Here is a 12,978-nt window from a genome sequence, read left to right as displayed (position 1 = left end):
CGAGATGAGCGATTCCGACCCTTTCGACGCCGTCTTTCCCGGCTTTCCGGCCGCGGAGCCGCCCGCTGCGTTCTGGCGCGATCCGGCGAGCTACGACGCCGTGCTCCGCGACGTGCTGCTGCCGCCGCTGGCTGCCGCTGCCCGGCGAGGCGACGTGCCGTTGGCGTTGCAGTGCGCGGTGCTGCAACGTCTTCATTGGTACTTCAGCGTCGACGGGCGCGAACGGGCGCCGACGGTGGTCGTCGACGAAGCCATGGCCGCCGTCTTCCATGAGCGCGTGCGGACGCTGATGGCTCACATCGAGGTCGACGCCGTGGCGTCGTTCCCCGTTGCGACGACCGAGATCCGGCACGTGCTGCTGGCCTACCGCGACCCGAGCCTGGTCTGTGGCGCGGCCGTCGACGCCTACGATCATCGCCAGGGCCTGGCCCGCGTCAGCTACTGGATCCACGGGGAGCCGCCTGCGGAGCGCTTGCTCGTCGATGGTCGCGAGGTGTCGCCCGCGTTCGCCAAGCGGCGGGCCTGCAACTACTTCCGCCGCCGCCTGCTGCGCCAACGCATCGCCTGGGTGGACATCGCCGAGGCGCGCTCGCTCCAACTGGAGGTCGACGGGCGACTGGTTGCGCTGGCACTCGGGCCCCAGCCGTTTTCCGCTCGTCCTGCGGCGCCCGCAGAGGCCGGGGACGGAAGCGGTTTGCCGGCCCGGATACGTGCCGGCTTCCCGCCTGGCAAGGGAGGGCAGGAGCCGCTGCCTGCCGGCTGGAGAGGCTGGAAGGTGAGGCTGTTGAAGGCACTGGCCCGTTCGGCGCCCGTACGTTGGCGATACGGCCGCTCCTGGGTCTTCATCGACCGTGAAGAAAACGCCGACGACAGCGCCGAACACCTCTATCGCTGGGTGCGCCAGCAGCATCCCGAGGTCAATGCGTGGTTCATGCTGAGCCCGCAGTCGGCCGACTGGCCCCGTCTGCAGGCCGAGGGCTTCCGGCTGATGCCGCCCGGCTGGCGCCGCAAGCTGTTGGTCCTCAACGCGGAGCACATCGTGTCGTCTCATGCCGAGTGGGTCTTCGGCGGCTTCGACCGCCGTCTCTTCGGTGATGCGATGCAGTGGCGCTACACCTTCCTGCAGCACGGGGTCATCAAGGACGACCTGTCCCACTGGCTGGGCCCGCGCGAGTTCGACTGCTTCGTCAGTTCGAGCCCTGCCGAGCACGAGTCGATCGTCGGCGACGACACGGCGTACCCGTACACCGACCGTGAGGTCCGCCGCACCGGCCTGCCGCGACACGACCGGCTTCTGCGTTACGCGGACGAGACCCCCTCCGATGAAGCCAACATCCTGCTCGTCATGCCGACCTGGCGAGGCAGTCTGGTGGACGATCGTGCCCAGGCCTGCACGCCTCAGGAGCGGGTCACGGCGTTCGCCGCCTCGGAGTACGCCACGCGCTGGCGTGCCGTGCTCGGCAGTCCGCGCCTGCATGCGCGGGCGGCCGAGGCGGGCCTGAAGCTCGCCTTCATGCCGCATCCGAACGCCGTGCCGTACATCGAGGCCTTCGGCTTGCCGCCGGACGTCCAGCTGGTCACGGCGGGCGACACCTCGATACAGCGTGTCTTCGCGCGTGCCGCAGCCTTCATGACCGACTACACCTCGGTCGCGTTCACGATGGCCTTCTTGCGCCGGCCGGTTTTTTATTACCAGTTCGATCAGCAGTCGTATTACGGCGGCGGACACAACTGGCGGCCAGGGTACTTCGACTACGAGCGCGACGGGTTCGGCCCGGTGGCGTTGAACGAGGACCAACTGCTGGTTCAGTTGGAGGCCTTCTTCGACGATGGCTGCCGTGTTGCTCCGGAGTTTCTGGCGCGCATGGAGCGTGCGATGCCCGATCGGGACGACGAGTCTTGTGCAAGGGTCTATGCCGCCATGCTGAGCCTCGACCAGCCGAGAGCGGCAGCTGCGGGCCAGGGGTCCGAATTGGCCGGCCACAAGCGCTGATCCTCCATTCCCTCCTCGGGGATCGCGCCGCCTTGCATTCTTGGGGGAGGCCGTTGTGATTCCGATATTCGACACCGAGGATGACGGCGGGCGGTATGGAACGAGCCGCCGACAGCGCCTCCATGAAGCCATCGGTTTCGGTCGTCATCCCCGCCTTCAACTGTGCCGCGTTCATCGACCAGGCCCTCGGCTCGCTGGTCGCCCAGACCTTCACCGACTGGGAAGCCTTCATCGTCGACGACGGCTCGACCGACGACACGGCCATGCGCTGCGCGCACTGGTGCCAGCAGGACTCGCGGCTGCATCTGCTGCGCCAGGAGAACTCCGGAGGCCCGAGCGGACCTCGCAACAGGGCCATCGAGGCGTCATCCGGAGAATTCGTCGCATTGCTGGATCCGGACGACTGGTGGCGGGTCGAAAAGCTCGAACACCAGTTGGCCCTGATGCATCGCTGGCCGTCGCTGGGCCTGCTGTTCGGCGATAGCGAGCTGGTTCAGGCAGACGGCCATCCGATCGGCAGTTACTTCGAGTCTCTGTCCTTTGTCGACAAGGCTCGTCCCTACGTCGCCGAACGCGAGCCGGGATTCTTTGTCGCGAGACCGGAGTTCCTCTATTTCACCGCCTGCGTCTACACCGGCATCCAGACGAGCGGCGTGATGCTGCGTCGATCCGCGCTCGAGTCGCTCGGGCAGCTCTTCCCGACGGACCTTCGAAACTGCGAGGACAACGATCTGTGGTGGCGCGTGATGGAGCGCCACGAGACGGGCTTCATCACGACAGCGCTGCATGCCTATCGACAGCATCCCGATGGCTTGTCCCATGACGTGCCGAAGCTGACCCAGGGCCGGCTGGTCGCCCACATCCGCAACTACCAGCGCCTGCAGGCCGCGATGCCGAGTGCCTGGGCCCGTCGATATCGGCAGCGGATCGCCGAACACTACCTGTTCCTGGGGTGGCAGGCACGCATGCGCGGTGACGCCGCAGCGGCGCGTAGTGCGTATCGTGCGTCGCTGGGCTGGCGGGTGGGTGTCGATGCCCCCCTCGCGATCCTCAAGTCCTGGATTCCGCCGCGTTCAGCTCGGGTTCAGCCGCGTTCGACGTGATCGTTTCGTCACCAGGAGCTCGACTTGAAGGAAGTGCTGAACAACATCGCCGCGCACCTGGGCTATGCCGTCGTCCCGGCCTGGCGTCAGCCAGGCATGGCTCAGGCGACGCTGACCGGCCAACTGTTGCGTCACCATCAGGTCGACCTCGTTCTCGACGTTGGCGCCAATGCCGGCCAGTACCACGACTTCCTCCGGCTGGAGGCCGGCTATGAAGGCGAAGTCGTGTCCTTCGAGCCGCAGCCCGACCTGGCCGAGCGCTTGAACGCTCGCGCCGCCGCTGATCCGCGTTGGAAGGTGCACCACCTGGCGCTCGGCAGCGCTGATGCGGAACTGGCGCTCAACGTCATGCACCGAGGTGAGTTCAGCTCCTTTCTCCAGCCCGACAACACCGGGCAACCCCAGTTCGCCGATCTGAACCGTGTGCGGCAAACCGTTGCCGTGCCGGTCAAGCGACTGGACGCGATCGAACTCCCGGCGTCCGACCGCCTGTTTCTCAAGGCCGATACGCAGGGGTTCGACCTGGAGGTCATCCGCGGCGCCTCGGGCATCCTGCCTCGCGTAAAGGTCATCCAGACCGAGGTCTGCGTCCAACCCATCTACAAGGGCATGCCGCGTTACCGCGACGTCCTGGCGGAGCTGGAGGGCCTCGGGTTCAGTCCCGCCGGATTCTTCGCGGTCAGTCGCTCGGCGGACATGGCGGCCATCGAGTTCGACTGCCTGCTCGTGCGCCGGGAGGACTGATGGGCGGCACGGCGCCGCGCGAGCCACGTCTCGTCAGCGGCAGCCGGCGGTGAAGGCCTGCCTCTGAGCCGCCGTCATGGGCCGGCCTGACGAGCGGCTCCTGGCTCCGGCCCCGGGCGGGGCGGACCATGTCGACTACCTGGACGGCTGGCGCGGGCTGTCGATCCTGGGGGTGCTGCAGGGCCACTTCCTCTGGTTGCCGGGCCTGGACGGCGGCAGCTTCGGCGTGTCGATGTTCTTCGTGCTGTCGGGCCTGCTGATGGCGAACATTCTCTTCGTGAAGCGCCAGCCTCTGCCGGTGTTCTACCGCCGCCGCGCCAGTCGCATCCTGCCCGCCTTCATGCTGTTCGTCGCCGTGGTGTTTGCCGCCTCGTGGACCTGGGGGCAGCGCTTCACGGCGGCCGAGTTCTGGTCGACGCTGTTCTTCCTGCGCACCTACTACCCCGCATCGGGCATCTGGGGAACCGGGATGCCGATCGGCCACCTCTGGTCGCTGAACGTCGAGGAGCACTGCTATCTGCTGATGAGCCTTCTCGCGCTCGTCCCCCTGTTGCGGGGCCGCGAGGGGTTGTGGCTGCTGGCCATCGGCTTCGGCTGCATCGCCACCGGCTTCGTCTATGTCCGCATCGGGGCTGCCGCTCCCCGGTGGGGCGCGCTGGGCACCGAGGTCGCAGGGGCTGCGCTGTTCGTCTCCGCCGGCTATCGGCTCAGCTGCGACGGGCTGCGGCGCCATGTGCCGCCCTGGCTGCCGGTCGTCACGCTTCTCACGGCCTTCGTGCTGGCTCAACGCGGGCCTTGGTGGTCGCAGGCTTTGCTGCCTCTGCTGTTGGCATTCAGCGTGAACCACCTCGGCGAGTCCGGTGCATGGTTCCAACGCCTGCTCTCGGCCAGGTTGCTGCGCCGGTTGGGCCTGTGGTCGTTTTCGCTCTACCTCTGGCAACAGCCGTTCTTCCAGCTGAAGTCGACGCTGCCCGGCGGGGCCCTGGCAGGCCTGGGCGCAGCGTGCTGTGTTGCGCTTCTGTCGTTCTACCTCGTGGAGAAGCCGGCACGCGACTGGCTGAATCGCCGTTGGCGAAGCGATCGCGCGCGCTGACGTCGGCGTCGGGGTTCGCCTCGCTTTCACGCGCCTGCCACATGGCCGGCCTAGCCTCCGGACGGTTCGACCGCGCTTTCGACGCGTGGGTCGGAGCCGACGGCCGGAGCGCGCATGAAGCTGCACTACTTCCATGACCCCGAAGGCAACTTCGGCGACGACCTGAACCCCTGGCTGTGGCCCCGGCTGCTGCCTGGTTTGCTGGATGACGACGGCCGGGAACTGCTGGTGGGCATCGGCACCTTGCTCAACCACCGCCTGCCGGTCGGGCCGGTCAAGCACGTCTTCGGCAGTGGCGTCGGCTATGGCGGGCTGCCGGCCTACGACGGCCGGCTGCAGTTTCACGCCGTGCGCGGGTTCCTGAGTGCAGACCGCCTGGGCCTGCCGGCCGACAAGGTGATCACCGATGCCGCCGTCCTGCTGCGCCTCGTGCCCTTGCCGCCGACTTCATTGAAGCGTGTGCCCGTGGGGCTGATGCTGACCGGGCGCGCGCTGCGCGACTTCGACTGGGCCCCGGTGTGCGGCGAGGCGGGCGTGCATCTCATCAGCTGCCACTGGCCCGTGGAGCGCGTCCTCGACGAGATCCGCCGCTGCGACATCCTGCTCACCGAGACGATGCACGGCGCGATCGTCGCCGACCTGTACCGCGTGCCCTGGGTGCCGGTGACCTGCTCGCCGATCGTGCTGGAGTTCAAGTGGCAGGACTGGCTGTCCAGCCTGCGCATGGACTACGCGCCGACGCACGTGACGCCCCTGTTCGACGCGTCGCGCGCCCTGCCGCGCGGTGGGCGGTTCAAGGCGGCAGTCAAGCGTGGCCTGCGCACGGCAGGCTTGTGGCACGAGCACTGGGCGCCGCCGCCGGCCCGCAGTTCGGGCGTGCGTGACCAGGCACGGGCCGCAGCCGAGCTTCGGGCCGCCGCGCAGCGCAGGCCGATGCTCAGCGACGAACGATTGCTGGAGACGCATGTGCAGCGTTATGCGGCGCTGCTCGAGGCCTGGGCACGCGGCAGAGCGGCTTCGACGCAGGCCAGCCAAGGCAGCCTGTCGCTGGCGCCTGTCTGGCCCTCCTGACGCCGTTCGGGGGGGGCCGCCCGTGCGAGCTGCCCTCCGTGGCGGGCGCGTGGGCCCGCGTGCGTCAGGTCTGGGGCCTGATCGCGGGCAGGCCGGACGCCTGGCCTGAGCTCGGGCCGGTGTCGCGCAGCATTCGCCAGATCACGCTCCATTCCAGCGCCTTGCCACGTCGCAAGCGATGAAGCGCGTCGTGCACCATCAGTGACCGCAGCCGGCGGATCTCCTGCCGAAGCGCCGTGCGCGTCTGATCGCTGCGTGCGTAGCGCTGCAGGGCCAGCTGGCGGTAGCGCGCCTCGTCGTGGATTCGCCGGGCCAGGCCGTCGCTCCCCCAGCCGTTGCTGTCCCAGAGGTTGACGCCGATGCCGCGCCGCGCGCCGGGCAGGCTGGAGAAGGCGAAGCGGGCGCCGGCGGCGTCGAGGTCCAGCCAGTAGAGGTAGTCCTCGCCGCCGCGGCGGAAGGACTCCTGGAAGCGCACCGATCCCAGCTCGGCGGCCACGATGACCAGCGTCGTCATGTAGATGACGTTGGCGGTGGTGATCTGGTGGACGATGTCGCCCTGGTACGCGTGCAGCCCCGGCGCGGAGCCGATGGCCGGGTGCCGGCTCGGCTCGATGCGTCCCGACTTGGCGAACTCGTCCTGTGTCTCGCCCGGATGGTGGAGGTTGGCGAAGTAGGCGTTGAAGCCGGCCGACAGGCCGTTCACCGCCCGGTCGAGATGGCCCGGCATCCACTCGTCGTCCGAGTCGATGAAGGCCACGAGTTCGGTGCCTGCGGGCAGGTGGGCCAGGCCCGTGTTGCGCGCCGCCCCGGGCCCGCCGTTGGCCTGGCGGATGACACGCAAGACCAACCCTTGTGGAGGCGGCGAGGTGGCGAGTTCGTCGCACGCTGGCCAAGGCGACTCGTCGTCGACGACAAGCACCTGGAGCCGGTCGAGCGGGTATCCGACGGTGGCTACCGAACGCAGCGTGCGGGCGAGGATGCCCGGCTCGCGCTGGAAGAACGGGATCACCACCGTGATGAAGGGCGTGGGCGGCATGACGAGCGGTTGCTTCTCGTCACAATTGTTGGCGTGCCGCGTTCGGGCCGTCTGGTGTTAAGTCACGGCCGCATCCGTTGTCTTTAGGGGGCACTCGACTCGGGGGGCTCGGGGCTCAGGCCAGCCGCGACAGAACGGGCTCCAGCGCCGCCAGGTGTCGCTCCAGCGAACTCGGCTCGGCCCCCAGTTCGCGCCGCGCCGCCTCGACCAGGCCTGCCAGACGGCCGGCGATGGCCTCGTCCCAGGCCCGGGCCAGCGCGCCCGCGTCGGCGGCGTGCTGCAGGGCGCCCGCATCGCTGAGGCGGCGGAAGACCGGGTAGGACGGGTAGTCCCGGCACCAGCGGCCGCTGACCGTCGTCGGCTTGCCGAACAGCAGCGGCTCCAGCACGTTGTGGTCCACGCCGACGTGCGCCACGTCGGCGTCGGCGTAGCAGCCGCGCAGCTCGCCGATCGTGTCGAGCACGAGCACGTCGAAGCCTTCGGCCGGCAGGCCCTCGCGCAGCGCCGAGCGGCGGCTCGCCTGCAGCCCGCGCCGCGCCAGCGCGCCGTCCAGCCGCTCCAGGTTCGAGACCACCTCGGGGTGCCGGGGGGCCACCACCAGCAGCGCACCGGGGCGCTGCCGGCGCAGCTCGACGAAGGCGTCCAGCAGCAGGGACTCCTCGTCCTGGCGGGTCAGCGACCCGGCGACGACGACGGGCCGGCCGGCGGCCGCCACGGCCCGCAGCAGCGCTGCGCCGGGCTGCGCGGGGAGGGGCGCCGCGCTGCGCAGCGCGTCGAGCTTGAGGTTGCCGACGACGTGGGTGCGGTCCGGGGCGGCGCCGTGGGCCACCAGCGTGTTCCGCTGCGCTTCGGCCTGGACACAGATCGTGTCGTACTGGCCGAGCAGCGCGGGGCCCAGCAGGCGGCGTTCGAGGCGGTCCATGCGGCTGGGCGGGGTGTCGCCGTAGAGCCAGCCGTTGACGGCCACCAGCCTTGCGCCGGCGGCCCGCGCCTCGAGCAGCAGCGCTGCCGAACAGCGGCAGGGGGCATCTCCCGGCAGCAGCGGGATCTCGGCCACGACCACCAGCGCCGGCGGGCGCCAGCCGGCCAGCCGCTTCGCATCGCGGCTGTGGCCGCGCGTGTGCACGACGTCGGCCTCGGGAAAGCGGGCCCGGTAGCTGGGGACGTAATGCTCGTGATCGGTGACGAGCACCATGCGCTGCCCCGGCAGCCGCGCCTGCACGGCGGCGAGCAGCGGCGCGGTCGAGTGCAGCTCGCCGATCGTCGAGACGAAGGCCCACCACGCCGGCTGTCGGGGGGGCGGCGTGTCCCCCAGCACCGGGCCGGCGGCGTTGCCGCGCAGATCGCTCAGCGTCTCGGCAACGCGCAACGCCGCGTACCGCGCACGCCAGGCCCGCTCAGTCACGGCCACCGCCGCGCTGCGTCAACCGCCCGGCTCGACCCACTTGTTGACACCTTTCAGCCGGTCGATCAGCTCGGTGCGCGGCATGCCCAGCTCGCGGGCCTTCAAGGCCTGCTCGGCAGCCCGGTCGTAGTCGCCGATGTCGAAATAGACCAGGCCCAGGTTGAAGTGCGACAGCGGGTTGTCGCCCGCCTGTTGCGCTCCCGCGGCGAGCTGCTGCAGGGCCTCGTCGCGTCGTTCCTGCTTGAACAGGTAGCGCGCATACAGCGCCCGGACCACGGTGTCGTCCGGGGCGTACACCACGGCACGCTTGTAGTAGCAGTCGATGGTGAACTTGGCGGCCGGCGGCTGCGGGGAGTTGTGCCGCTCGCCGAGCCGCGTCATCGTCATCAGCGCCCGGTGATGGTTCGGGAAGACGTGCAGCGTGTAGCCGACATCCCCCGCCATCGTCGCGTAGGTCGTCGTCTTCGGCTTGGTCAGGGACTCCACGCCGGGCGTGAAGTGGGCCCCCTCGACGAGCTGCTTGGTCCCGGCGTCGGCCTTGCGGTAGTCGAAGGGGCCGAAGTGGTTCTTGAACGGGTTGCCGCACTCCCAGCCCGCATCGACTTGCGCCCAGGCCCCCGTGCAGGCAGCCGCGATGACCAGGCCGGCCAGCGTGCGCGTGCCGGCCATGAGCCTGGCGCGTGTCGTGTCGATTCGTTTCATCGGGTCGCCCTCCTGATCATCGACGGGATGGCAGGCCTCAGGCGGAAGCCGGACGCCTCAAGCTCTGCAGCCACCCCCACCGATAACACGTCAGATGGTGCAGCACGCGCTTGTGCTCCGTCCACCGCGAATGCCACTCCATGAAGCGGCCGTAGTACTCGATGCGCCGCACGCGGCCTTCGCCGAAGACGCGGCGCAGCTGGTCGTGGTGCAGCAGGAAGGCCGGCGACAGCGCCTTGTCCAGGCTCTCGTCGTAGGTGGTCTTCAGGATGACCATCAGCCCGTCGCGCTCCAGGCTCAGGTTCGACGCCACGGTGCGGCCGTCCAGCCGGTACTCGTGCACCACGGCCTCGCCGCGGCCTGCGGCCTGCTGCAGCAGCTCCAGGTAGAAGCGGCCCTGGGCGTTGTCGGGGTGGATGGCGGTGCCTTCGCGCGCCTTCCAGCCGGCGCTCTCCAGCTCGCCGTAACGCGCCAGCGCGCCGGCCATCTCGTCGGCGGCGCGCAGCTCGACCAGCTCGCAGGCCACGCCGTCGGCGGCCAGGCGGTTGTGCTGCTTGCGCAGGTTGCTGCGCAGGTTCTTGCCGCGTGCCGCCCAGTAGTCGTCGAAGCTGCCGGCGACGTCGATCCAGCCGGTCTCGATGTAGTCGGTGGCGCGCAGCGCGGGCGTGTCGGCCGGGCGCGCAGCGTGCAGCGGGTCGACCTGCGTCACCGACAGCACCAGCGCCAGCCCCAGGCGGCCCTGCAGCAGCTGCCGCGCCAGCGCCTGCGGCTGCAGCCCCGGCTCGGCCACCCAGGCGCCCAGCGGGATCTGCGACGGCTGGAAGCTCTGCCAGCGCCCGCGGCCGGTGCTCTGCAGCAGCAGCATCGCGGCGCAGCGCCCGCCCTGCGTGCCGACGAGCAGGCGCTCGTCGCCGCGGCCGAAGGCGCGCAGCGCGGCGTTCATCGCGTAGGCCGACAGGAAGGGCAGCCGGGCGCGGGCGGCGTTGAGCGTGTCCCATTGCGCCGCCCATGCCGGCTCCTCGAGCTGCCGGGCGGGGAGGTTCTGCCAGTCGAGTGCGCGCGCGTCCATCGTCTTCAGGGGGTTCGGGCCGCGAGCCGCTGCAGCCAGTCCAGGGTCAGCGCGGCGACCGTGTCGCGGTCGGCGCGTGCCGACAGCGTGTGGTCGGCCGTGGCCAGGTCCTGCCGGCGGGTGCCGGGCCGCCGCAGCAGCGCCTGCCACGCGGGCGAGGCGTCGCAGGTCTCCAGGAATTCCTTGGCCGTGTAGTCGTCACCGCTCAGCACCAGCAGCACGCCGCCGCCGAAGCCGCGCCAGCCCTCGGCCATGCGCTGCTGGAACGGGCCGGCGGTGCGGGCCGCGGCCGGCGGCGCCTCGCCGCGGGCGCGCCGCAGGTTGCGCCACAGCTCGGCCAGCGCGCGGCCGGCGACGCGGCCGCTCAGCAGCTTCAGCCAGAACTCGCGCTCGCGCAGGCGGCGCGTGTAGTAGTGCTTGACGTGGGTGCGCGCCAGGCTGGCCTCGGAGCGCACCCAGGGGTTCAGCAGGCAGACGCCGGCCACGCGCGGGTCGCGCCGCTCGTGCAGGTACAGCAGCGCCGCCGAGGCGCCGTCGCACAGCCCCCCAGAGCACGACGCGGCCGACACCGGCGCGCGCCGCCAGCGTGTCGACGGCGGCGCCGATGTCCGGCGTGATCTGCTCGAAGCTGCGCAGCGCGCCGCTGCTGTCGCCCATGCCGCGCACGTCGAAGCGCAGCACCGGGTGGCCGCCGGCGGCCAGCGCGCGCGCCAGGTGCACGAACTGGCGGTGGCTGCCGGCGCGGTACTGCGGCCCGCCGACGACGATGACGACGCCGGTGGCCGCGGCCGGCGCGCCGGCGGGCGGGCGGTGCAGCACGCCGAGCAGCGTCTCGCCTTCGCAGGCGAAGGCGAAAGCCTGCGCCGCGCCGGGCGCCGCCGCGGCAGGCGGGGTCAGGTCTTGTGAGACCTGACCCCAGGCTTCGCTGGCGTTCGTCCAGGCATCGGGCGCGGCCACGATGCGGCTCACGCGGCGGCCTCCTGCGCGGCGGGCAGTGGCTGGGGTGCGGTCAGCGCGGCGACGGTGGCGTCGACCAGCGCGGGCGCGTCCTCGATCTCGGTGGTCTGCCAGAACGCCGGGCCGCGCAGCGCGCGGGCGTCGACCTGCCAGCCGGCGTCACGCCAGGCGGCCAGCGTCGCGGCGCCGGCCGGCGCCAGCGTCGGCGTCTCCACCGGCGAGGTCTCCAGCCAGACCATGCGCCCGGGCGGCGCCGGCGGCGGCTGCAGCGTGGCGCGCTCCAGGCCGTCGCACAGCGCGGGGGCGAGCTCGTAGCCGGCGACCTCGATGCTGCGGCCGGCGGCGATCTCGGCGCGCAGCTGCTCCATCACCGCACGCGCCTGGCCGCCCAGCAGCTCGCTGGCGGCCTTCAGCCGCAGGAACTGCTGCAGCAGCACGCGGCCCAGCGGCGCCGGCTGCCAGAACAGGAAGTGGCAGGGCTGGCCCTCGGCGGCCAGCGCGGCGGCGGCTTCGGTGGCCACCAGGCTGCCGGCGCGCTGGCCCCACAGCCACAGCGGCAGCGCGGCGCCGTCGTGCCGCGCCTGCAGCCAGCGCACCGCGGCGTGCACGTCGGCCGCCCAGCGCGCCCAGGAGGCGTCGCCGAAGTCGCCGTCGCTGTCGCCGCAGCCCAGCAGGTCGGCCTGCAGCACCGCGAAGCCGGCCGCGGCCAGCGCGCGCGACTGCATCGCCACCATGCGGCGCGACTTGTTCATCTCCTCGGCGAAGGCGTGCACGTGCACGACCAGGCCGCGCACCGGGCCGGCCGGCCGGTGGTGCAGCACGAAGCGCCGGCCCTGCGGGCCGGGGTCGACGTCGATGAACCGGGGTTCTGGCGTGGCGTTCATCGGGGGCAGGGCGTCGCCGGCATGCCGCGCACGACGCGCGGCGGGCTAGGCGGCGAGCCGCGCGCCGACGAAGTCGGCCAGCGTGCCGACGGTGGCGAAGGTGGCGCCGTCGATGTCGTCGTCGACGACGATGCCGAAGCGCTCCTCCAGCGTGGTGATCAGCGTCGCCACGGCCATCGAGTCGAGCTCGGGGATGGCGCCGAGCAGCGGAGTGTCGCGATCGAAGCCCGCCGTGCGGCCCCCGAGGCTCAGCACCTCGTCGAGCACGTTGATGACTTCACGCGTCAGGTCCATGGATTCCTTGCAGCCGGCGACGGATGGAGTCTTGGATTCTAGGTGTCGGTGGCCGCCGCGCCCCGGGGGGCGCCTGCACATCGGGGGGGCCCGGACAGTGATCTGTTTCTCGAACGGCGCCCGGCGGCCCCGCGTTCAGGGGGGCGCCCGGCGCGCGGCGCGGCGCACCGCGCCGGTCATCCAGGCCATTGCGGCGGCGTCCAGCGCCTGGTGGCAGGGCAGGTGGAACAGGCCCTGGCGGTAGCGGCGCGAGACCTCGCAGCCCGACACCGCCATGTCGTCCCAGCGCCAGATCGGCAGGCCCAGCCGCTTGAGCGGCGGGAACAGCGCCGCCGGCTCGTCGACGAGCACCGGCACCATGTACGGCGCGACGTGCGCCGGCAGCGCCGGCAGCAGCGGCCGCAGGCCCGGCAGGCCGGCCAGCGCGTCGACCCACTGCGCGTAGTGGCGCCGGCGCGCCTGCACCAGCGGCGCCAGCGTGCTGCGGCGCTCGATCCAGCGCGACACGCGCAGCCCGGCGCGGCCGGCGTCGGCGCCGCGGTAGTCGGCCGAGGTGCCGCCGTCGTGCTCCAGCCAGTCGCGGCCGGGCTCGCCGGGCGCCAGCGCGGCGAACGCCGCAGCACGCTG

The 12,978-nt window shown here is 71.4% G+C and carries 13 protein-coding genes and 2 pseudogenes; 6 read left to right on the top strand and 9 right to left on the bottom strand.

Annotated elements, in window-relative coordinates; all coding sequences use genetic code 11:
• The first annotated feature begins 4 nt into the window (after positions 1 to 4).
• From RBXJA2T_RS19450 to RBXJA2T_RS05605, 5 genes are all read left to right on the top strand, one after another.
• Positions 5 to 1,993, top strand: coding sequence for a CDP-glycerol glycerophosphotransferase family protein (locus RBXJA2T_RS19450; protein WP_009856365.1), 1,989 nt, complete (start codon positions 5 to 7; stop codon positions 1,991 to 1,993).
• 95 nt (positions 1,994 to 2,088) lie between these two features.
• Complete coding sequence (locus RBXJA2T_RS19445; RefSeq protein ID WP_050801740.1) at positions 2,089 to 3,096, top strand: glycosyltransferase family 2 protein; 1,008 nt, start codon at positions 2,089 to 2,091, stop codon at positions 3,094 to 3,096.
• 33 nt (positions 3,097 to 3,129) lie between these two features.
• The gene (locus RBXJA2T_RS05615) at positions 3,130 to 3,840 is read left to right on the top strand and encodes an FkbM family methyltransferase (RefSeq protein WP_237704855.1); all 711 of its coding nucleotides are present in this window, start codon (positions 3,130 to 3,132) and stop codon (positions 3,838 to 3,840) included.
• Between the two features lie 76 nt (positions 3,841 to 3,916).
• Entirely contained in the window at positions 3,917 to 4,933 is a 1,017-nt protein-coding gene (locus tag RBXJA2T_RS05610) for an acyltransferase family protein (RefSeq protein ID WP_009856362.1), read from the top strand.
• 114 nt (positions 4,934 to 5,047) lie between these two features.
• Positions 5,048 to 6,004: a polysaccharide pyruvyl transferase family protein gene (locus tag RBXJA2T_RS05605; protein WP_009856361.1), complete on the top strand. Its 957-nt coding sequence runs from the start codon at positions 5,048 to 5,050 to the stop codon at positions 6,002 to 6,004.
• A 64-nt stretch (positions 6,005 to 6,068) separates the two neighbouring features.
• Here RBXJA2T_RS05605 and RBXJA2T_RS05600 read toward each other — a convergent pair whose 3' ends face one another.
• The 6 genes and pseudogenes from RBXJA2T_RS05600 to RBXJA2T_RS21010 all read right to left on the bottom strand — a co-directional run.
• Positions 6,069 to 7,040 (bottom strand): glycosyltransferase family 2 protein, encoded by a 972-nt coding sequence (locus RBXJA2T_RS05600; RefSeq protein ID WP_009856360.1) that lies wholly within the window; start codon positions 7,038 to 7,040, stop codon positions 6,069 to 6,071.
• A gap of 115 nt (positions 7,041 to 7,155) precedes the next feature.
• Positions 7,156 to 8,409 carry a 3-deoxy-D-manno-octulosonic acid transferase gene (locus RBXJA2T_RS05595; RefSeq protein WP_009856359.1) on the bottom strand — a complete coding sequence of 418 codons (1,254 nt, stop codon included), beginning with the start codon at positions 8,407 to 8,409 and terminating at the stop codon, positions 7,156 to 7,158.
• A gap of 54 nt (positions 8,410 to 8,463) precedes the next feature.
• On the bottom strand, positions 8,464 to 9,147 hold the full coding sequence (locus RBXJA2T_RS05590) for a tetratricopeptide repeat protein (protein WP_138938792.1): 684 nt from the start codon (positions 9,145 to 9,147) through the stop codon (positions 8,464 to 8,466).
• Between the two features lie 37 nt (positions 9,148 to 9,184).
• A complete protein-coding gene (locus RBXJA2T_RS05585; RefSeq protein ID WP_009856357.1) occupies positions 9,185 to 10,216 on the bottom strand; it encodes a GNAT family N-acetyltransferase in 1,032 nt (343 codons plus the stop codon).
• A 5-nt stretch (positions 10,217 to 10,221) separates the two neighbouring features.
• Complete coding sequence (locus RBXJA2T_RS05580; RefSeq protein WP_202796730.1) at positions 10,222 to 10,785, bottom strand: alpha/beta hydrolase family protein; 564 nt, start codon at positions 10,783 to 10,785, stop codon at positions 10,222 to 10,224.
• Between the two features lie 34 nt (positions 10,786 to 10,819).
• Positions 10,820 to 10,936 (bottom strand): annotated as a pseudogene (locus RBXJA2T_RS21010) (hydrolase 1, exosortase A system-associated); the annotation flags it as partial.
• Between RBXJA2T_RS21010 and RBXJA2T_RS20560 the strand changes: the two are divergent.
• Complete coding sequence (locus tag RBXJA2T_RS20560) at positions 10,901 to 11,122, top strand: hypothetical protein (RefSeq protein ID WP_202796729.1); 222 nt, start codon at positions 10,901 to 10,903, stop codon at positions 11,120 to 11,122. The pseudogene RBXJA2T_RS21010 and the gene RBXJA2T_RS20560 sit on opposite strands and share 36 nt — an antisense overlap.
• A gap of 59 nt (positions 11,123 to 11,181) precedes the next feature.
• On the opposite strand, the gene RBXJA2T_RS05575 is transcribed toward RBXJA2T_RS20560, so the two are convergent.
• The 3 genes and pseudogenes from RBXJA2T_RS05575 to RBXJA2T_RS20325 all read right to left on the bottom strand — a co-directional run.
• The gene (locus RBXJA2T_RS05575; protein WP_009856356.1) at positions 11,182 to 12,057 is read right to left on the bottom strand and encodes a hydrolase 2, exosortase A system-associated; all 876 of its coding nucleotides are present in this window, start codon (positions 12,055 to 12,057) and stop codon (positions 11,182 to 11,184) included.
• Positions 12,058 to 12,102: 45 nt separating this feature from the next.
• Positions 12,103 to 12,351: an acyl carrier protein gene (locus tag RBXJA2T_RS05570; RefSeq protein ID WP_009856355.1), complete on the bottom strand. Its 249-nt coding sequence runs from the start codon at positions 12,349 to 12,351 to the stop codon at positions 12,103 to 12,105.
• Between the two features lie 135 nt (positions 12,352 to 12,486).
• Positions 12,487 to 12,978 (bottom strand): annotated as a pseudogene (locus RBXJA2T_RS20325) (hypothetical protein); the annotation flags it as partial.

The sequence above is a fragment of the Rubrivivax benzoatilyticus JA2 = ATCC BAA-35 genome (genome assembly GCF_000190375.1).
Classification (GTDB): Bacteria; Pseudomonadota; Gammaproteobacteria; order Burkholderiales; family Burkholderiaceae_C; genus Rubrivivax; species Rubrivivax benzoatilyticus.
The sequence above is the reverse complement of the archived record's forward strand: the minus strand, read 5'-3'. Positions and strand labels throughout refer to the sequence as shown.

Bases quoted from the DNA above. Each gene is read 5' to 3' on its own strand.
- RBXJA2T_RS19450 (WP_009856365.1), top strand. From the start codon at position 5: ATGAGCGATTCCGACCCTTTCGACGCCGTCTTTCCCGGCTTTCCGGCC.
- RBXJA2T_RS19445 (WP_050801740.1), top strand. From the start codon at position 2,089: ATGGAACGAGCCGCCGACAGCGCCTCCATGAAGCCATCGGTTTCGGTC.
- RBXJA2T_RS05610 (WP_009856362.1), top strand. From the start codon at position 3,917: ATGGGCCGGCCTGACGAGCGGCTCCTGGCTCCGGCCCCGGGCGGGGCG.
- RBXJA2T_RS05605 (WP_009856361.1), top strand. From the start codon at position 5,048: ATGAAGCTGCACTACTTCCATGACCCCGAAGGCAACTTCGGCGACGAC.
- RBXJA2T_RS05600 (WP_009856360.1), bottom strand. From the start codon at position 7,040: ATGCCGCCCACGCCCTTCATCACGGTGGTGATCCCGTTCTTCCAGCGC.
- RBXJA2T_RS05590 (WP_138938792.1), bottom strand. From the start codon at position 9,147: ATGAAACGAATCGACACGACACGCGCCAGGCTCATGGCCGGCACGCGC.
- RBXJA2T_RS05585 (WP_009856357.1), bottom strand. From the start codon at position 10,216: ATGGACGCGCGCGCACTCGACTGGCAGAACCTCCCCGCCCGGCAGCTC.
- RBXJA2T_RS05575 (WP_009856356.1), bottom strand. From the start codon at position 12,057: ATGAACGCCACGCCAGAACCCCGGTTCATCGACGTCGACCCCGGCCCG.
- RBXJA2T_RS05570 (WP_009856355.1), bottom strand. From the start codon at position 12,351: ATGGACCTGACGCGTGAAGTCATCAACGTGCTCGACGAGGTGCTGAGC.